This is a genomic window from Bradyrhizobium jicamae, from assembly GCF_018130695.1.
GTDB lineage: Bacteria > Pseudomonadota > Alphaproteobacteria > Rhizobiales > Xanthobacteraceae > Bradyrhizobium > Bradyrhizobium jicamae_B.
The window spans coordinates 137,768-156,751 of sequence record NZ_JAFCJX010000001.1 but is presented as its reverse complement, the minus strand read 5'-3'; the positions used below and the strand labels follow the sequence as shown (position 1 = coordinate 156,751).

Sequence of the window (18,984 nt, the reverse complement as noted above, 5' to 3'; positions counted from 1 at the left end):
ATGGTGGGCACGGCGCAAGAGCGCCTTTGCCCACCCTACAGACTTCCCGAGACGCTCACGCGTTCTTCAGCTTCTCCAGCGCATCGCGCACGAAGGGATCGAGGCCGGTGCCGCCGGCGTCGAGATGGGCGAAGATCGACTTGCGCATCCGCGGATCCCAGAACTTCCAGATGTGCTCGGAAATCCCCTTCACGGCCCGGTCATGGCCCTGGCTCTGGAAGAACTTTCCGATCTGGTTCGCCATGTAGACCAGTTTGTCAGGCGACGACATAGACGGCCTCCTTCGCGGTCACGGTGGCCGTGATGCGTTCCGCATGCGTGAAAACTTCAAATCCGTCGGCGCGGGCGATCGCGGCGAGCGTGATGCCGGCGGCGTCCGCCATCCGCACCGCAAGCGCAGTTGGCGCCGAGACCGCGACCATCAGCGGTGCGCCGATCGCAGCGGTCTTTTGCACCATCTCGACCGAGACGCGGCTGGTCAGCAGCACCATGCCTTCGCTGGTCGCGATGTCGTCGCGGGCGAGCGCGCCGGCGAGTTTGTCGAGCGCATTGTGGCGGCCGACATCTTCGCGCAGTGCGACGATGCCGCGGCCTGGCATCCAGAACGCAGCGGCGTGCACCGCGCGGGTCTGGTGATTGATCTCCTGCCGCGGCGCGACGGACGCAATGGCCGTCATGATCTCGCGCGGCGAGAAGCAGCGCCCCCTCGGCACCACCGCGGCCGGCTTGACCGCCTCGGCAATCGACTCGATCCCGCAGATGCCGCAGCCGGTCGGGCCGGCAATATGCCGCCGCCGCTCGCTGATCTGCTCGGCCTTGTCAGCCTTCAGCCACATCCGAAGCTCGATGCCGTCGTCGAGCTCGACGATGTCAAGCGTCTCAATCTCGTCGGCCGACTGCACGATGCCTTCGCTCAGGCTGAAGCCGATCGCGAAGTCGCTGAGGTCCTCAGGCGTGCCCATCATCACGGCGTAGGTGCCGCCATTATAGGTCAACGCCAGCGCCGTCTCCTCGGGGATCAGGCGCGCGCCGTCCGTGAGGCTGCCGTCGCGCCAGACTTTCCGATCGGCCTTGAAGACGGGATCGCGCATGTTCACTCCGCGGCCTCCACGATCGGCGCGATGCGGCGGGAGTGGCGAGCCTGCTCGTCATAGGCCTTCTGCCAGTCGCTCGGGCCGTTCGACGGCGAGATCTGCACGGCCGTGACCTTGTACTCCGGACAATTGGTCGCCCAGTCCGAGAAGTCGGTCGTGATCACGTTGGCCTGCGTGTCCGGGTGGTGGAAGGTGGTGTAGACCACGCCCGGTGCCACGCGGTCGGTGATCTCCGCGCGCAGCGTGGTCTCGCCGGCGCGGCTCTGCAACCGCACCCAATCGCCGTCGCGCACACCGCGCTGCTCAGCGTCATGCGGATGGATTTCGAGGCGATCCTCGCTGTGCCAGACCACGTTCTCGGTGCGTCGTGTCTGCGCGCCGACATTGTATTGGCTGAGGATGCGGCCGGTCGTGAGCAGCAGCGGATAGCGCGGGCCGGTGCGTTCGTCGGTGGCGACATATTCGGTGATGATGAACTTGCCCTTGCCGCGGACGAAGCCGCCGATATGCATCACCGGCGTGCCCTCGGGTGCCTTCTCGTTGCAGGGCCACTGCACCGAGCCGAGCTCGTCGAGCCTGGCATAGGAGACCCCGGCGAAGGTCGGCGTCAGTGCCGCGATCTCGTCCATGATCTCGGAGGGGTGATTGTACTTCATCTCAAAACCCATCGCCCTGGCGAGGCCGATGGTGACCTCCCAGTCGGCGAGGCCATTCTTCGGCGTCATCACCTTGCGGACGCGCTGAATACGGCGTTCGGCGTTGGTGAAGGTGCCGTCCTTCTCCAGGAAGCTCGAGCCCGGCAGGAACACGTGCGCGTAGTTCGCGGTCTCGTTCAGGAAGAGATCGTGAACGATCACGCATTCCATCGCCGACAGCGCCGCGACCACATGCTTGGTGTTGGGATCGGACTGCAGGATGTCTTCGCCCTGCACGTAGAGGCCCATGAAGGTGCCTTCGATCGCGGCGTCGAACATGTTGGGGATGCGCAAGCCCGGCTCGGGGTTGAGCTTGACGTTCCACATCGCCTCGAACTGGTCGCGCACCGCATCGCCGGAGATGTGGCGATAGCCCGGCAGCTCGTGCGGGAACGAGCCCATGTCGCACGAACCCTGCACGTTGTTCTGGCCGCGCAGCGGGTTCACGCCGACGCCGGGCCGGCCGATATTGCCCGTTGCCATCGCCAGGTTGGCGATCGCGATGACCGTGGTCGAGCCCTGGCTGTGCTCGGTGACGCCGAGCCCGTAATAGATCGCGCCATTGCCGCCGGTGGCGTAGGTCCATGCCGCCTCGCGCAGATCCTTCGGATCGACGCCGGTCATGATCGCGGTGGCTTCCGGGCTGTTCCTGGGATCGGCGACGAACGCCGCCCATTCCTCGAACTCGCTCCAGTCGCAGCGCTCGCGCACGAAGCTCTCGTTGACGAGGCCCTCGGTGACGATGACATGGGCAAGCGCGGTCAGCACGGCGACGTTGGTGCCGGGCATCAGCGGCAGATGCAGCGCCTTCATATGCGGCCCTTCCACCATCTCGGTGCGGCGCGGATCGACCACGATCAGCTTTGCGCCTTGCCGCAGCCGCTTCTTCAGGCGGGAAGCGAACACCGGGTGAGCTGACGCCGGATTGGCGCCGATGATCAGCACGACATCGGTCTCTTCGACCGAATCGAAGTCCTGGGTACCCGCGGAGGTGCCGAAAGTCTGCGACAGGCCGTAGCCGGTCGGCGAATGGCAGACGCGGGCGCAGGTGTCGACATTGTTGTTGCCGAAGCCGCCGCGGATCAGCTTCTGCACCAGATAGGTTTCTTCGTTGGTGCAGCGGGAGGAGGTGATGCCGCCGACCGCGTCGCGGCCATACCTCTGCTGGATACCCTTGAATTTCGCCGCGGCGAAATTGAACGCCTCGTCCCAGGACACTTCCTGCCAGGGATCCTCGATCCGCTCACGGATCATCGGCTTCAGGATACGCTCCTTGTGGGTGGTGTAGCCCCAGGCGAAACGGCCCTTGACGCAGGAATGGCCGCGATTGGCCTTGCCGTCTTTCCACGGCACCATGCGCACCACTTCCTCGCCGCGCATCTCGGCCTTGAAGGTGCAGCCGACACCGCAATAGGCGCAGGTGGTGATCACCGAATGCTCGGGCTGACCAATCTCGATCACGGACTTTTCCGTCAGCGTTGCGGTCGGGCAGGCCTGCACGCAGGCGCCGCAGGAGACGCATTCGGAGCCGAGGAAGCTTTCGCTCATGCCGGGTGAGACGCGGCTGTCGAAGCCGCGGCCGGAGATCGTCAGCGCGAAGGTGCCTTGCACCTCCTCGCAGGCACGGACGCAGCGCGAGCAGACGATGCACTTCGAGGGATCATAGGTGAAGTACGGATTTGATTCGTCCTTCGGCATCCATGAATCGTTGTCGCAGCCATGCGACTTGGCGAAGACGTGGTTCTCGCCTTCATAGCCGTAACGGACATCGCGCAGGCCGACCGCGCCCGCCATGTCCTGCAGCTCGCAGTCGCCATTGGCCGCGCATGTCAGGCAGTCCAGCGGATGGTCGGAGATGTACAGCTCCATCACGCCCTTGCGCAGCTTCTTCAGCCGCTCGTTCTGGGTGTGCACGACGAGGCCGTTCATCACGGGCGTGGTGCAGGAGGCCGGCGTGCCGGCGCGGCCTTCGATCTCGACCAGGCAGAGCCGGCAGGAGCCGAAGGCGTCGACCATGTCGGTCGCACAGAGTTTCGGGATCTGCGTGCCGGCCTCCATCGCCGCGCGCATGATCGAGGTGCCCTCGGGCACCGTGACGCTCTGCCCGTCGATGGTCAGCGTGACCATGCTCTCGGATTTGGATTTGGGGGTGCCGAAATCGATTTCCTGGATCAGCGACATCGTGATCTCCTTTATTCCGCGGCCTGAAGCGTGGCCGGTGCGGGACCTAGATCTCTGCCGAAATCTTCCCGGAAATGTTTCAATGCGCTCATCACGGGGTAGGGCGTGAAGCCGCCCAGCGCGCAGAGCGAGCCGAACTTCATGGTGTTGCAGAGGTCCTCGACCACGGCGAGATTCTCGCTGACGCGCTCGCCGCGGATGATCTTGTCGATGGTCTCGACGCCGCGGGTCGATCCGATCCGGCACGGCGTGCACTTGCCGCAGGATTCGACCGCGCAGAACTCCATCGCGAAGCGCGCCTGCTTGCGCATATCGACGCTGTCGTCGAACACGACGATGCCGCCATGGCCGATCAGGCCGTCGCGCGCCGCGAACGCCTCATAGTCAAACGGCGTGTCGAACAGCGCGCGAGGGAAATAGGCGCCGAGCGGACCGCCGACCTGCACGGCGCGCACCGGGCGGCCCGACAACGTGCCGCCGCCGATGTCGTCGATGAGCTCACCGAGCGTGACGCCGAACGCGATCTCGAACAGGCCGCCATATTTGATGTTGCCGGCGAGCTGGATGGGCATCGTGCCGCGCGAGCGGCCCATGCCGAAATCCGCATAGGCCTTGGCGCCGTTGTCGAGGATGAAGGGGATCGCCGCAAACGACAGCACGTTGTTGATCACGGTCGGCTTACCGAACAGGCCCTTGTGCGCCGGCAGCGGCGGCTTTGCCCGGACGATGCCGCGGCGGCCTTCAAGGCTTTCCAGCAGCGAGGTCTCTTCGCCGCAGACATAGGCGCCGGCGCCGACCCGCACTTCGAGATCGAAGGAATGCGTGGAGCCGCCGATGCGGTGGCCGAGGAAGCCCGCGCGATTGGCCGCCGCGATCGCAGCGTTCATCGCCTCGACGGCGTGCGGATATTCGGACCGGATGTAGATATAGCCCTTGGTCGCACCGACGGTGATACCTGCGATGGTCATGCCCTCGATCACGACGAAGGGATCACCTTCCATGATCATGCGGTCGGCGAAGGTGCCGCTGTCGCCTTCGTCGGCGTTGCAGACGATGTACTTCCGGTCGGCCTGTGCCTGCGCCACCGTCTTCCACTTGATGCCGGTCGGGAAGCCCGCGCCGCCGCGGCCGCGCAGGCCCGACGTGGTGACGTCGGTCAGGATCTGGTCGGACGTGAGCGTCAGCGCGCGCTCCAGGCCCTTGTAGCCGCCATGGGCGCGATAGTCCTCGACCGAGCGCGGGTCGACCACGCCGCAGCGGGCGAAGGTGAGGCGGGTCTGCCGCTTCAGCCAGGGAATCTCGTCCGCGACGCCAAGCCGCAGGGCATGCGGACCGTCACTGACCATCGCATCAAGCAAAGATGGGACGTCAGCGGCGCTCACCGGGCCGAACGCAACGCGCCCCCTGGCGGTCGCCACCTCGACCATCGGCTCCAGCCAGCAAAGGCCGCGCGAGCCATTTCTGACGATCTCGATCGACAGTCCACGCTGTCCTGCGGTCTGCTCGACTGCGGCAACGACCTCATCGGCGCCGACGGCGATCGCGGCAGCGTCGCGGGGAACGTAAATCTTCATCATCGCTGCGCCTCCGCAACCAGCGCATCGAGGCGCTTTTCATCGAGCCGTCCGACGATACGGCCGTCGAGCATCGCCGACGGCGCGGTGGCGCAGAGGCCGAGGCAGTAGATCGGCTCCAGCGTGACGCGATCGTCCGCAGTGGTGTTTCCAAGGGAAATGCCGAGCCTGGCTTCGGCGCGCGCGGCGAGCGCATCGCCGCCGGCGGCCTGGCAGGCTTCGGCGCGGCACAGCTTCAGCACGTGGCGGCCCGCCGGTTCTTTCCGGAAATCGTGATAGAAGGTGAACACGCCATGCACCTCGGCGCGGGACAGATTGAGCGCGGATGCGACCATCGGGATGGCGGGCTCGGGCACATAGCCGAAAGCTTCCTGCAGCGCGTGCAGGATCACCAGCGTGGCGCCTTCGAGCTTGGCATGTTCGGCGATGATCTCGGCGCCGCGCGTCTCGTTCCAGGGTTCGTAAACCGATGTCATCCGCGTTCTCAAATCAGGGGTTTTCGAGTCTCTTCCACATGCGTTGGAATCCTTCCAAACATCAATAAAGCTGTCTCATGCGGCGATTGCGAAATGCGATCAATTTGGCGGTGAAATCGATCGATTTGCGTTTAGAATGGTGGCCGGGAATCATGGCTTCCGGCGCAAATCGAGGCGTTGGGGAACGGGCCGCAGCCGTGGTATTCGTGACGGTGTTAAGACATTGTTTGGGACGGGGACTAGCTCTTGATCGACAAGCTTGAACTTCTGCTGGCGCTGGCCAAGGAGCGGCATTTCGGACGCGCGGCCGAGGCCTGCGGCGTGACCCAGCCGACCATGTCGACCAGCCTCAAGCAGCTCGAGGAAATCCTCGGCGTCATGCTGGTGCAGCGCGGCTCCCGCTTCCAGGGCTTCACGCCGGAGGGCGAGCGCACGCTGGACTGGGCGCGCCGCATCGTCGGCGACGCGCGGGCGATGAAGCAGGAGATCAATAGCCTCAAGGACAAGCTGTCCGGCGAGATCCGGATCGCCGCGATCCCGACCGTGCTCGGCATGGTCGCCGCACTGACCACGCCATTCCGCGCGCGCTATCCGGATGTGCGCTTCCGCATCCAGTCCTGCACCTCGGCCGACGTGCTGGGCCTGCTCGAAAATCTCGAGGTCGATGCCGGGCTGACCTATATCGAGAACGAGCCGATCGGCAAGGTGCGCACCATCCCGCTCTACAATGAGAGCTATCGTTTGCTGACGTCGCCGGACGGCATGTTCGGTGACCGCAAGCAGGTGACGTGGAAGGAAGTCGGCCAGGTGCCGCTCTGCCTGCTGACACCTGATATGCAGAACCGCCGCATCATCGACCGCGCGCTGACTTCGGTCGGCGCGGAGGCGACGCCGACGCTGACCTCGAATTCGCTGCTCGTGCTGTACACCCATGTGAAGACCGGCCGCTGGGCGAGCGTGATGCCGGCGAAGCTGGCGGAGACGCTCGGGCTCGCCGACGCCGTCCGCAGCATTCCGATCGTGGACCCCGTGGTGAACTACAGCATCGGCATGGTGATCCCGCAGCGCGACCCGATGACGCCGCTGATCGCGGCCCTGGTGCAGGTCGCGCGCGAGGTCGCGCCGACGCTGGAAACTCAGTAGCTTGCCCTCATCAACTTGAGCCGCGGATAGAGCTTGTCGATGGCCGCCATGTCAGTGCGCATCTGCGCGATGATCCAGTCCCTGATGTCGGCGACCACCGGCCGCACCGAGCGGTCGGGCGGATAGACCAGCTCACACAGCCGCCGCGTCGTGGTCAGCTTTTCCGAGGCCGGCACCAGTGCGCCCGTCAGCAGCCAGTGCGCTGCGACCGTCAGCCAGCCGAGCGCGATGCCCTGGCCGAGCAGGGCGGCCTGCACGACCACCGCATAATCGGAGAAGCTCAGCGACTTCGCCGCGCCCAATCGCTTGGTGAGAAATGTGCGATACTCCGCCGCCCAATCACCCGGCGTCTCCGCCAGGCGGATGATGGTGTTGGGCTCGCTTGCACCATCCGCGCCATCGGCATCGCGATAGGCGGGCGTGCAGATCGGCACCATCACCTCCTTCATGACCAGTGCGCCATTCTGTTCGGGATCGAAGCGATCGCGAAAGCGCATGCCGAGATCGACATTGTCGACGGGGCCGCGCAACGGGCCCGAGATCAGCTGGAAGCGCAGATCGACGGTCGGAAACTGGCGCTGCAGCTTGTCGATCCGCGGCATCAGCCAATGCGTGGTGAAGGCCGACGACACCGACAGCGTCACCGTCTCGGTGCCCTTGCGCCGGCGGTCGATCTCGATCAGCCCACTCTCGATGCTGCGAAAGCCGTCGGAGACGCGGCGATAGAGGATCTCGCCTTCCTCGGTCAGCACCGCGCCGCCGGCCGTGCGGTCGAACAGGCGGACGCCGAGATAATCCTCGAATTGCCCGAGCATGCGGCTCACCGCAGGCTGCGTGACATTCAGCTCCGCGGCCGCGGCCGTGAAGCTGCCGTTGCGCGCGGCGGCGTCGAAGACGAACAAAGCGTGGCTCGAGGGCAGCATCCGGCGGAGCTCAGACATAACTTCAGCTTATGCCTCCGGTGAGAATTTGGCAATTGCCGGTGTTCGGCAAGTCTGTTTGCATTGACGGAATGGCCTGCACACAAGGGCAGGTTGTTTAATCCGGCGCAGCGGGGGCTACCATCAGGCTAGTCCGATCTACCCGGATCATAAGACGAGATCATGCCGGTTCACAGGTCAACCCGCGTCAGGCGGGTGGCCCCGATCCTGCGCATCGCAGCGCGGATCGGCAACATGACGGGGTCGGTGATTGGACAAGGGCGGAGAGAGCGTCGACATCAGGTCCGCGAGCAAGCATTACGATGCTGTCCGCGCCCTCGATAATGTCACGCTGAATGTCGCGCCGCGCGAGTTCGTCTCGCTGCTCGGCCCGTCCGGTTCCGGCAAGACCACGCTGCTCGGCATCCTCGGCGGCTTCATCCAGCCATCCTCCGGCTCGGTCCATTTCGGCGACCGCGACGTCACCCTCCTGCCGCCGCACAAGCGCGACATCGGCGTCGTGTTCCAGAACTACGCGTTGTTCCCGCATATGAGCGTCGGCGAGAACGTCGCCTTTCCCCTGCGCGCGCGGCGGCTGCCGAAGGCGGACTGGCCGAAGAAGGTGAACGCAGCGCTCGCCATGGTCGGGCTTGCCGGCTACGAGTCGCGCGGCATCTCGCAGCTCTCGGGTGGCCAGCGTCAGCGCGTCGCGCTGGCGCGCGCCATGATCTTCGAGCCGCGGCTGATCCTGATGGACGAGCCGCTGTCGGCGCTCGACAAGCAATTGCGCGAGGCGATGCAGATCGAGCTCCGTGAGTTGCACCGGCGGATCGGCGCCACCATCATCTACGTCACGCATGACCAGCGCGAAGCACTGACCATGAGCGATCGTGTTGCGATCCTCAAGGACGGCAAGCTCGTGCAGATCGACGCGCCGCAGCGGCTGCACGATCACCCCGCCGACGCCTTCGTGGCGAGTTTCATCGGCGAGGCGAGCCTGTTGCCGGTCCATCCCGTCGACAGCTGCAGCGTTGCACTTGGTTCGTCGATCCTGCGCAGCACGCGCCGCATCCCGGACGGCGACGGTTTGATGCTCGCCGTGCACAGCGAGAAGCTCCTGATCGATGACGGCAAGGGCGATGCGGCGCGCAACCGCTTGACCGGCAAAGTCACCGACATCGTCTACCAGGGCGAGAGCCTGCGCGTGTTCCTGCAATTGCCCGACGGCACCGCCTTGAGCCTGCGCCAGCCGAGCCATTACGAGGCTGCGCGCCGCATTCCGCCCGTCGGCGGCGACCTCACCGTCACGCTGCATCCTGAAGACACCATCGTCGTGCCGAAGGCGCGTCAATGACCAGCAAGCAAAGCCAAGAAAAGAGATGACCATGTCCTACGATAGCTTCAAGGTTCTCACATTCGACGTCGTCGGCACCCTGATTGATTTCGAGGCCGGCGTGCTCGAAGGCGTGCGCCGGATCGGCGGCCCGCGGACGGCAGCGCTGAGCGACGATCAGATCTTCGCCTCCTACAAGCGCGGCCGCGATGCCCATCCTGAGCGCTCCAGCGAGGTGATGTTCAATGTCTACCGCTATCTCGCGCGCGAGCTCGATTTGCCGTCGGATGACGGCGCCTGCGACGCGTTCCAGCTTGCGGTGCTGCGCTGGCAGCCGTTCGCTGATTCCGTCGAGGCCTTGAAACGTCTGCGTACCAAATTCCGCCTGGTCGCCATGACCAATGCCGACCGCGTCGCGCTGTCGGCCTATGCGCATGCGCTGGGCAATCCCTTCCACGACACCATCTGCGCCGACGATACTGGCTGCGCAAAACCCAATCCGGAGTTCTTCGCCTTCAACAAGGGACGGCAATCGGCGTTCGGCTACAAGCAGTCCGACATCCTGCATGTCGCGCAGAGCCAGCACCACGACATCGGCATCGCGCGCAAGCTCGGCTACAAGGTGTGCTGGATCGAGCGGCGCCAGGGCATGAAGGGATTTGGCGGCACGCCTGAAGTGCCGGAGCTGACCAAGCCCGATTTCCATTTCGCCACGATGAAGGCATTTGCCGACGCGGCGGTCGGAAGCTAGCAGGCGCGGCGATGGCACAGGCCTTCACCCCGATGACACCGGTGCCTTCGTTATGGGCTGCGACGGCTGATCCGTTGCCGGCCTTTCCGAAGCTGTCCGGTGCGCGGCAGGCCGACGTCGTCATCATCGGCGCCGGCTACACCGGTCTGTCAGCCGCGTATCACTTGGCCAAAAGCGGGCTCGCACCTGTTGTGCTCGAGGCCAACCAGCCCGGCTGGGGCGCGAGCGGCCGCAACGGCGGCGTCATCACCGCAAAGTTCCGGCTGTCGTTCCGCGAGATCGATGCCGTGCATGGTCGGGCGATGGCGCGGCGGATGTACGAGATCGCGCATGAATCGGTCGACATGGTCGAGGAGCTGGTGTCCGAATTCGACATTACCAGCGCGCGGCTGACGCGGACCGGCCAGGTCAAGGCGGCGCATAATGATACGACGCTGAAGGCCGCGATCGACGAAGCCGCCTGGATGTCGCGCGAGATGCGCGACACCGAGGTCAGGATTCTCGATCCGCACCAGGTGCGCGATGAGACGGGCTCGTCGATCTTCGTTGGCGGCGTGCTTAATCCCGGCTCCGGCGGCATCCATCCGCTGAACTATCTGCGTGGACTCGCCAAGGGCGTCGCGGCGCGCGGCGTGCCGATCTTTCAGGAGAGCCCGGTTGTTTCGTTGCGTCGTGACGGCGACGGTGTCCTCGCCGAGACGCCAGGCGGCAGCGTGCGGGCGCGCCAGGCGATCATCGCCACCAACTCCTATTCCGACCTGACGTCGGCCACCGCGCGCGTGCAGCGAACGCTGGTGCCGTTCCGCAGCGCATTGATCGCAACCGAAAAGCTGTCGCCCAATCTCGCCGGCAGCTTGATGCCGACCGGTCGGAGCTACACCGAGACCAAGCGCATGATGCGCTGGTTCCGTAAGGTCGACGACCGCGTCGTCTTCGGCGGCCGCGGCGCGTTCGGCAAACAGGATTCGGAGAGCGCGTTCGAAGCGCTGCGCAAGGCGATGGTCGGCATCTTTCCGGAGCTTGCGGATGTTCCGCTGGAGTTCAAATGGTCCGGCCTCGTCGCGATGACGCTCGACTCCGTGCCGCATGTCGGCCGGCTCGATGACCGCACGCTCTACTCGGTCGGCTACAACGGCGCGGGCGTTGCGATGTCGAGCCTGATGGGGCGCTATCTCGCAGACCTCGTGCGCGGCGAGTCCGTCAATCTCGGCCTGCTCGCGGCGCGCCGTCTCAAGACCATTCCATTCTATGCGTTCCGCGAACCGGCCGTCCGCGCGGTGGCCGGCTGGTATCAGTTTCTGGATGCGGTCGAGCGCTAGCTCGGCCGTCAACACGAGAGGGGATTGGACATGACGATTGCTTCTTCATATCTCAGCCGCCGCGCGCTGCTTGCCGCGGCCACGATCCTGACCAGCATGCCGGCCTATGCGGCGGAGCAGATCACCTTCGTGTCGCAGGGCGGCGCCTATCAGAAAGCGCAGACCGTTGCGATCCTCGATCCGTCCGCGAAAAAACTCGGCATTACCATCAACCAGGACAGCATCCCCGACGCATGGCCGGCAGTGAAGTCGCAGGTCGCGAGCGGCAAGCCGACCTGGGATGTGGTCGACGTCCCGACCGGCTATTGCCTGCGCGGTGGCGAGCAGGGCCTGTTCGAGAAGCTGGATTTCTCCAAGCTGCCGAATGGGGCCGCGATGCCGGAGGCCTATCGCTCGGCCTACTCGGTCGCGTATGAGTTCTATTCCAGCGTCCTCGCCTACAGCCAGAAGAAGTTCCCATCCGGAGCGCCGGCGAGCTGGGCCGACTTCTGGGACGTCAAGAAATTCCCCGGCCGCCGCGCGCTGCGCAACCACCCGATCGCAACGCTCGAAGCCGCGCTGATGGCCGACGGCGTTGCGCCGGACAAGCTCTATCCGCTCGACGTCGATCGTGCCTTCAAGAAGCTCGAGGAGATCAAGCCCAACATCACGGTGTGGTGGACCTCGGGCGCGCAGTCGGCGCAACTGCTCAATGACGGCGAGGTCGACATGGTGATGGCCTGGAACGGCCGTGTCAGCGCGCTGATCAACGAGGGCGCAAAGGTGTCCTTCACCTTCAACCAGGGCATTCTGCAGAGCACCTCGCTGTGCATCCTCAAGGACGCGCCAAATCTTTCGACAGCCGTGAAGTTCCTCAATGAGGCCGTCGATCCCGTGCATCAGGCCAATCTGCCGCTGCATATCGACTACGGCCCGGCCAACCCGAAGGCGTTCGACACCGGCGTGATCAAGCCGGAGCGCGCAGCGCAATTGCCGAGCGCGCCCGATAACGCCGCCAAGCAGGCGCTGATGTCCTATGCGTGGTGGTCGTCGCCGGCGGGCGAGGCGGCCGAGAAGCGCTGGGTCTCGTTCATGCAGAAGTGACGTGAGGGATCACCCGCCGTGACCGGTTCAGCCCCAGACATCTCGCTCAGGCATCAGCGCCGCGAACAGCTGACGATGCTGGCGCTGGCGCTGCCGGCGCTGCTGGTGATCCTGCTGCTGATCGTGCTGCCGGTCGGCTGGCTGGCCTGGCAGTCGATCTGGCACAACGGCTTCACCTTTGAGAACTACCGCCGCATCTTCAGCGAGGATATCTATTGGCGCAGCTTTGCGCTGACCTTCGAGATCAGCCTTGCGGTGACGCTGCTCGCGCTGCTGCTCGGCTATCCCATCGCCTATGCCGCCAGCATCGCGCCGCGCGGCTGGAACATCGTGATCCTGGCGCTGGTGGTGCTGCCGTTCTGGACCAGCGTGCTGGTGCGCGCCTATGCCTGGCTGGCGCTGCTGCAGCGGACCGGCGTGATCAACCAGTTGCTGCGGCAGCTCGGCCTGATCGACGAGCCGCTGGCGCTGGTGCACAACACCTTCGGCACGGTGGTGGCGACGCTGCACATCCTGCTGCCCTTCATGGTGCTGCCGCTCTATGCCACCATGCAGAAGATTCCGCGTGATCTCTTGCAGGCCGGCGCCAGCCTCGGGGCAGGGCCGGTGCTGACCTTCTGGCGGGTGTTCCTGCCGCTGTCGCTGCCGGGCGTGCTGGCTGGCTGCACGCTGGTGTTCGTGCTGGCGCTCGGCTTCTACATCACGCCGGAGCTGCTCGGCGGCGGCCGCACCGTGATGGTCTCGATGCTGGTGAGCCGCAATGTCGAGCTCTACGACCAGTGGGGCGCGGCGAGCGCGGTCGGCGTCGTGCTGCTCGCGGCGGTGGCGGCGATCTTCTTCGCCGTCAGCCGGTTCATTCCGCTCGATCGCGTGCTGGGGCAAAAATGACGACGTCCCGCCCAACCCGCATCGCCTTCGTCGTGTTCTGCACGCTGGTGCTGCTCTATCTGATCCTGCCGATCCTGATCATCGCGCCGATGTCGTTCTCCTCCGCGCGCTTCCTGACCTTCCCGCCGCCGTCGCTGTCGCTGCGCTGGTACCAGGAGTATGTCGGCAACGCCGCCTGGATGCAGGCGACGCGGGTCACGCTGACGGTCGCCTTCCTCACCGTCGCGATCGCAACCCCACTCGGCGTCGCCGCAGCCTATGCCATCAGTCAGTCGAGCTGGCGGATCATGCGCGTCATCCACATGACGCTGCTGCTGCCGCTGGTGGTGCCGATCATCATCACCGCGGTCGGCATCTTCTTCGTCTACGCCAAGGTCGGCCTTGTCGCGTCGATGACCGGGCTCGTGCTTGCCAATGTCATGCTCGGTCTGCCCTATGTCATCATCTCCGTCGTCGCCGGGCTGCAGAGCTTCGACCCGGCGCAGGAGATGGTGGCACGCAGCCTCGGCATGAATCGGCTGCGCAGCTTCTTTGCGGTGACGCTGCCGCAGATCAAGGCGAGCGTGGTCGCCGGCGGCATCTTCGCCTTCATCTCGGCGATGGACGAGACCATCGTCGCGCTGTTCATCTCCGGCGGCCAGTATCAGCCGCTGACCAAGCGCATGTTCACCGCGCTGCGCGACGAGATCGATCCGACCATCGCGGCGATCTCGACCTTGATGACGGCGGCGTCCTTCCTGCTGGTGCTGATCGCGACCACGCGGCGCAAAACGTAGGCTGGGCAAAGGCGCGTTTGCGCCGTGCCCACCTTTTGCGGCGCGCTCGTGAGGGTGGGCACGCTTCGCTTTGCCCACCCTACAATTCCTTTCCGGATCATGCTCTACGCGGCCAGTTTCTCCTGCTGCTTGCGCGGGTCGCGGGGCAGGGTGACGCGGACGACGGTGCCGACGCCAAGCTTCGAACGCAGCTTCATCGAGCCGCCGTGGAGGTTGGTGAGCGAGCGGGCGATCGCAAGGCCAAGGCCCGAGCCCTGATAGGTCTTCGTGAGCTGGCTCTCGACCTGCTCGAACGGCTTGCCCAAACGCCGCAGCGATTCCGAGGCGATGCCAATGCCACTGTCGGCGATCAGCAGCACGATGGAGTCGTTGACCAGCTGGCCGCGCACCAGCACGCGGCCATTGTCGGGCGTGAACTTCACCGCATTCGACAGCAAATTGACGATGATCTGCTTCACCGCGCGGCGGTCGGCGACCACCGAGATCGTGCTCTCGATTTCCGACTCCACCGACAGCCCCTTGTCCTCGGCGCGGCCGGAGACGACGCGCAGGGATTCGGCGAGGATGCTGGAGAGGTCGAGTGGCTCCATGTCGAACTTCATGCGGCCGGCCTCGATCTTCGACATGTCGAGGATGTCGTTGATCACCTCGAGCAGGTATTTCCCCGAGGTCAGGATGTCGTGGCAGTACTCGGCGTATTTGTCCGAGCCGAGCGTGCCGAACAGGCCGCTGCCCATGATCTCGGAGAAGCCGATGATGGCGTTGAGCGGGGTGCGCAGCTCGTGGCTCATATTGGCGAGGAACTTCGACTTCGCGGCGTTGGCCTCCTCGGCGCGGGTCTTCTCCTTGGAGTATTTGTCCGCGAGGTCGGCGAGCTCGTCGGCCTGCCGCTCCAGCTCGCCCTGCGAGCGCTTCAAATCGATCACCGAGGCGCGCAGCCGCAGATCGTTGTCGACCAGCTTCTGCTCGTGCTCCTTGATGCGGGTGATGTCGGTGCCGACCGAGACGTAGCCGCCGTCCTTGGTGCGGCGCTCGCTGATGTGCAGCCAGCTGCCGTCGTCGAGCTGGGCCTCGAAGGTGCGCGCCCCCGGCGCCGGCACGTTGCTCTCCTGCAGGCGGGTGCGCACCTCCGGCATGCTGCCGACCTCGATCACGGTCTCGTAGGAGGTGCCGGGCGTGACGGCGGAGTCGGGCAGCTTGTGCAGGCGCTGGAAGTGCGAGTTGCACAGCACCAGGCGGTCCTCGGCATCCCACAGCACGAAGGCTTCCGGGATGGTCTCGATCGCATCGCGCAGACGGAGGTCGGCTTCGACGGTCTTCTCGGCGAGGCTCTTCTGCTCGGTGATGTCGACGGCGATGCCGATCAGATGCAGGCCGTTGTCGGCGGCGGCGTGGCTGAGCTCGCAGCGCACGCGCAGCCAGATCCAGTGGCCGTCGACGTGCTGCATCCGGAAACTCTGGTCGATGTGGTCGATCTTGCCGGAGATCAGCTGATCGGCGATGTCGAACAGGTTGATGTCGTCGGACTTCACCAGCGCGTTGACCTCGCCGAAGGTGAGCAGGTCGTTGCGGGTGTCGAGGCCGAGCAGGGTGAACATCGACTGCGACCAGAAAATTCTTCCGCGCGACAGATCCCAGTCCCACAGGCCGCAGCGGCCGCGGTTCAGCGCGGTGTCGATGCGGCCGCGCACGGCGTCGTTGATCAGGTCGCCTTCGCGGGCGCGGGTCGATTGCCAGTGGAAGGCAAAGCCGAGGATCAGCACCACGAAGCCCGTGGTCGCCGACAGCGTCACCGACAATGCGGCATCCGAGCCCCAGATCGGCTCGTTGTTCTCCTGGATCACGACGACCTGGCCGGGCAGTGACTTGACCAGCCGCGAGATCGCCAGCGCGCTGGAGCCGTTCGGCAGGATCATGTCGCTCACCACGCCCTGTTGGCCGGGCGCGGCGAGCAGCTGCGCGGTGGAGATCACGTCGAGCACGCGGTCATTGTCGCCGAGCCCGTCGATCGGCACGCGCGCCAGCACGCGGTGATCGGCGCCGGAGATGATGACGTGGCGGCCGAGCGCGATGCCCCAGGACGGAATCAGGTCGGGCAGGATCTCCTGCATTCGCTCGATGTTGCCGAGCCGCTCGCGCCGCGCCGAGGTCAGACGGTCGAGCCGCTCGGCGAGGATGTCGGACAGCGCGGCGAGGTCGCGCTTCGTCGCGTTGCGCTTCTGCCGGTTCTGGTCGATCACCTGCACGAAGGCGCCGAGGCAGATCGTGATGAGGAAGGCGATGATCAAGGTCGGCACCGCGCGCCGCAGGGCAGGCTCGGCCGTGAGAAGCCTGGTGTAGGCCGGTTTCGCGATCGACTGCGCCAATCCCTTGATCGAATCGGATTGGACACACGCGTTCGCGGCATGCGCGCGCGCCATGCTTTAGACCCCCGCCTTAAGCTTGCTTTTTACACGGTTCGGATGCGCCCCACGCAGCATTCGAATCATGATGATTTGAATCCAGATTTTCCGGACTGTCGAGAGTCAACGATTCGTTAACGCGAAATAATTCTTGTCCCGGAGAGAATCGGTCCGTTCAGAATGAGTCCGAAACAGGAACGACTCCGTAGAACTACGCGCGCGGCGGCTCGGCGTGACTGATCACGCGCTTGATGGTGGGGAACGCGCGCCGCAATTCGCGCTCGATCTCGTCCACGCTCTCGTGCACCTTGATCACGCTCATCGACGGCGCGGCGCGGCAGTGGAAGTTGACGATCTCGCCGGCATCGGTGTCGCGGACCCGCACATTGTGGACGTCGTGGATCGCCCCGCCATCGGCAAAGCGCGTCAGTGCGGCCCGGATGGCCTCGACGCGGTCGGGTGGGGCGTCGTTGCCCCATGGCGTTTCGGGCTCGAGCGGCTCGATATGGGTGTCGACCTCGACGTCCTCGCCAAAACTCTCGCGGATCGCGTGCTCGAGATCGTGGGCGATGGCGTGCGCCGCGGTCAGTTCCATCCCGCCGTCGACCTCGAGGTCGATGCCGACGATCAGCTTGTGGCCGAGATCGTGCACCGTGACGTGGTGGATGGCGAGCCCGGAATTGCGCGCGATCACCATGATGCGCTCGCGCACGCTCTCATTGTCGCGCGCGACGGGGACGGCGGTGAAGGTGAGGTCGGCATCGCCGAGCGCCTTCGTCACCGCCTCCTGTGCCCTGCGCTTGATCTCCTCGACGCGGTCGATCGGATAGGTGCGCGGCACCTTGGCGATCGCGTCGATGAAATGGGTGGGGCCGACCATGCGCACGCGCAGGCGGTCGACGCCGACCACACCCGGCACCGCCGAGATCGCAGATGTCGCCTTGTCCAGCGCGCCTTCCGGCGCGCGGTCGAGCAGGGTCTCGACCGTCTCGCGTGCCATCCGCAGGCCCAGCAGGGCGATCATGATGGCGACCACGATCGCCGCGGCGGCGTCGCCCCACCAGAAACCGAGCCCGGCCAGGATGAGGCCGACGATGACGGCACACGAGCCCATCACATCGGATGCAAAATGCAGCGCGTCGGCCGCGAGCGCCTGGCTCTTGGTTGCGCGCGCCGCACGATGCAGCGCGCGGGCGCGCCACAAATTGACGGCGATGTCGATCGCCAGCACGGCGAACGGACCCGCCGAGACCGTTGGCGGCGCGGCGCCCTCGCGCAGATGGCCATAGGCCTGCACCAGAATGCCGCCGGCCAGCACGTAGAGCAGGGCGATGATGCCGAGCGCGGAGACGCTCTCGAACTTGCCGTGGCCGTAATGATGCTCGGCATCCGCCGGCTGGTCGGAGACGCGCACCACCGCCCAGGTGATGATGGTCGCGACCAGGTCGATCGCGCTGTGCAGCGCTTCCGAGATCAGCGCCAGCGAGCCGATTGCGATGCCGACCACGAGCTTTGCCGCGGCCATGCCGCCGCTGGCGAAGATCGAGATCGCGGCAACCGATGTCTTGGTGGCGGGGGAAGGGGTATGGGAGGCAGTCATGGGCGGCGGTTTAGCAGGGCGTCCGTGAACATCAAGCGTCGATCATGAGCCGCAATCGCAACTCACTTGCAAGTGCAGCTGTCCTGCGAATTGTTCCGAATTCAGCAGATGCGGTCGGCAAGCTCATTGGTCCGTTCAGATAAAGGGGTCCATTCAGATGCAGCTTCGGTCCGTTCAGATATAGCTTCGCGATCTCGCGGCGCCTTTCGCCCGAGCCTTGCATGGTCGTCGGCCCTCGGAAGGAAGAGGGCGCAGGGAATGCCGGGTGCACGCTGCACCCGCGGTCTCGCGTGCAATGAGTAGAAAGTGGCGCACACGAGCATACAGGTTCAGCGGAGGCAATCCGACATTCCCTGCGCGATGGGCTTACGGCTTATACGTGCTCACCCCGGCGAGACCATGCTTGGTTGTCACCGTCATCCGCAAGGGGCGTTGGCCTCTCGCGAACTTGCCACCAGCATCGGGGCGGCAGATCCACACGATTTCACCGTCCGCCTCGGCGCATTCGTCTCGCGCACCTTGGCGGCCACCGCATCTCACACCGCGTTCGTGACGATCGCGAAACGCCCCTCAACGGATGAGACGGGGAGGATCATACATCAATCCGAACTTCTGTCAAGGCGAATTATTTTTGTCGCGAGGACTTGACGGGTTTTGGGCTGGCGGACTGATTTGCCCGTCGTGTCGAATGGGCAACAGTTGATCCCTGAAACTGCGGTCCGAGGCCATCGGCACCATGCGAGAGTGGG

General features: G+C 65.2%; 15 protein-coding genes. 7 read left to right on the top strand and 8 right to left on the bottom strand.

Features of this window, described 5'->3' with window-relative positions; all coding sequences use genetic code 11:
• Positions 1-55: 55 nt before the first annotated feature.
• From JQ604_RS00685 to JQ604_RS00665, 5 genes are read right to left on the bottom strand one after another with little or no spacing between them, the layout of a single operon-like run.
• Entirely contained in the window at positions 56-271 is a 216-nt protein-coding gene (locus JQ604_RS00685; protein WP_212352020.1) for a formate dehydrogenase subunit delta, read from the bottom strand.
• Positions 258-1,091: a formate dehydrogenase accessory sulfurtransferase FdhD gene (gene fdhD / locus JQ604_RS00680; RefSeq protein ID WP_212352013.1), complete on the bottom strand. Its 834-nt coding sequence runs from the start codon at positions 1,089-1,091 to the stop codon at positions 258-260. Before fdhD ends, JQ604_RS00685 begins: the two co-directional genes overlap by 14 nt.
• Positions 1,092-1,093: 2 nt before the next feature.
• Complete coding sequence (gene fdhF / locus JQ604_RS00675; RefSeq protein WP_212352004.1) at positions 1,094-3,970, bottom strand: formate dehydrogenase subunit alpha; 2,877 nt, start codon at positions 3,968-3,970, stop codon at positions 1,094-1,096.
• Positions 3,971-3,981: 11 nt separating this feature from the next.
• Complete coding sequence (locus JQ604_RS00670; RefSeq protein ID WP_212351997.1) at positions 3,982-5,547, bottom strand: formate dehydrogenase beta subunit; 1,566 nt, start codon at positions 5,545-5,547, stop codon at positions 3,982-3,984.
• On the bottom strand, positions 5,544-6,020 hold the full coding sequence (locus tag JQ604_RS00665) for a formate dehydrogenase subunit gamma (protein ID WP_212351988.1): 477 nt from the start codon (positions 6,018-6,020) through the stop codon (positions 5,544-5,546). Before JQ604_RS00665 ends, JQ604_RS00670 begins: the two co-directional genes overlap by 4 nt.
• 246 nt (positions 6,021-6,266) lie before the next feature.
• Between JQ604_RS00665 and JQ604_RS00660 the strand changes: the two genes are divergently transcribed.
• A complete protein-coding gene (locus JQ604_RS00660; protein ID WP_212351986.1) occupies positions 6,267-7,163 on the top strand; it encodes a LysR family transcriptional regulator in 897 nt (298 codons plus the stop codon).
• Here JQ604_RS00660 and JQ604_RS00655 read toward each other — a convergent pair.
• Positions 7,157-8,104 (bottom strand): LysR family transcriptional regulator, encoded by a 948-nt coding sequence (locus JQ604_RS00655; protein ID WP_212351984.1) that lies wholly within the window; start codon positions 8,102-8,104, stop codon positions 7,157-7,159. The genes JQ604_RS00660 and JQ604_RS00655 overlap by 7 nt on opposite strands.
• 250 nt (positions 8,105-8,354) lie before the next feature.
• On the opposite strand from JQ604_RS00655, the gene JQ604_RS00650 reads away from it, so the two are divergent.
• From JQ604_RS00650 to JQ604_RS00625, 6 genes are all read left to right on the top strand, one after another.
• Entirely contained in the window at positions 8,355-9,437 is a 1,083-nt protein-coding gene (locus JQ604_RS00650) for an ABC transporter ATP-binding protein (protein WP_212351982.1), read from the top strand.
• A 31-nt stretch (positions 9,438-9,468) separates the two neighbouring features.
• Positions 9,469-10,167, top strand: coding sequence for an HAD-IA family hydrolase (locus JQ604_RS00645; RefSeq protein ID WP_212351980.1), 699 nt, complete (start codon positions 9,469-9,471; stop codon positions 10,165-10,167).
• A gap of 11 nt (positions 10,168-10,178) precedes the next feature.
• On the top strand, positions 10,179-11,486 hold the full coding sequence (locus JQ604_RS00640) for an NAD(P)/FAD-dependent oxidoreductase (protein ID WP_212351978.1): 1,308 nt from the start codon (positions 10,179-10,181) through the stop codon (positions 11,484-11,486).
• A gap of 96 nt (positions 11,487-11,582) precedes the next feature.
• Positions 11,583-12,569, top strand: coding sequence for an ABC transporter substrate-binding protein (locus tag JQ604_RS00635; protein ID WP_249157930.1), 987 nt, complete (start codon positions 11,583-11,585; stop codon positions 12,567-12,569).
• Between the two features lie 75 nt (positions 12,570-12,644).
• Positions 12,645-13,457, top strand: a complete 813-nt coding sequence (locus tag JQ604_RS00630) for an ABC transporter permease (protein ID WP_212352689.1) — start codon at positions 12,645-12,647, stop codon at positions 13,455-13,457.
• On the top strand, positions 13,454-14,233 hold the full coding sequence (locus JQ604_RS00625) for an ABC transporter permease (protein WP_212351974.1): 780 nt from the start codon (positions 13,454-13,456) through the stop codon (positions 14,231-14,233). The genes JQ604_RS00630 and JQ604_RS00625 overlap by 4 nt, the downstream gene beginning before the upstream one ends.
• A gap of 104 nt (positions 14,234-14,337) precedes the next feature.
• Here the strand turns inward: JQ604_RS00625 and JQ604_RS00620 are convergent, their stop codons facing one another.
• Both JQ604_RS00620 and JQ604_RS00615 read right to left on the bottom strand, forming a co-directional pair.
• Positions 14,338-16,653, bottom strand: a complete 2,316-nt coding sequence (locus JQ604_RS00620; protein ID WP_212351972.1) for a sensor histidine kinase — start codon at positions 16,651-16,653, stop codon at positions 14,338-14,340.
• Positions 16,654-16,846: 193 nt separating this feature from the next.
• Positions 16,847-18,235 (bottom strand): cation-efflux pump, encoded by a 1,389-nt coding sequence (locus JQ604_RS00615; RefSeq protein WP_212351970.1) that lies wholly within the window; start codon positions 18,233-18,235, stop codon positions 16,847-16,849.
• Between the last annotated feature and the right edge of the window lie 749 nt (positions 18,236-18,984).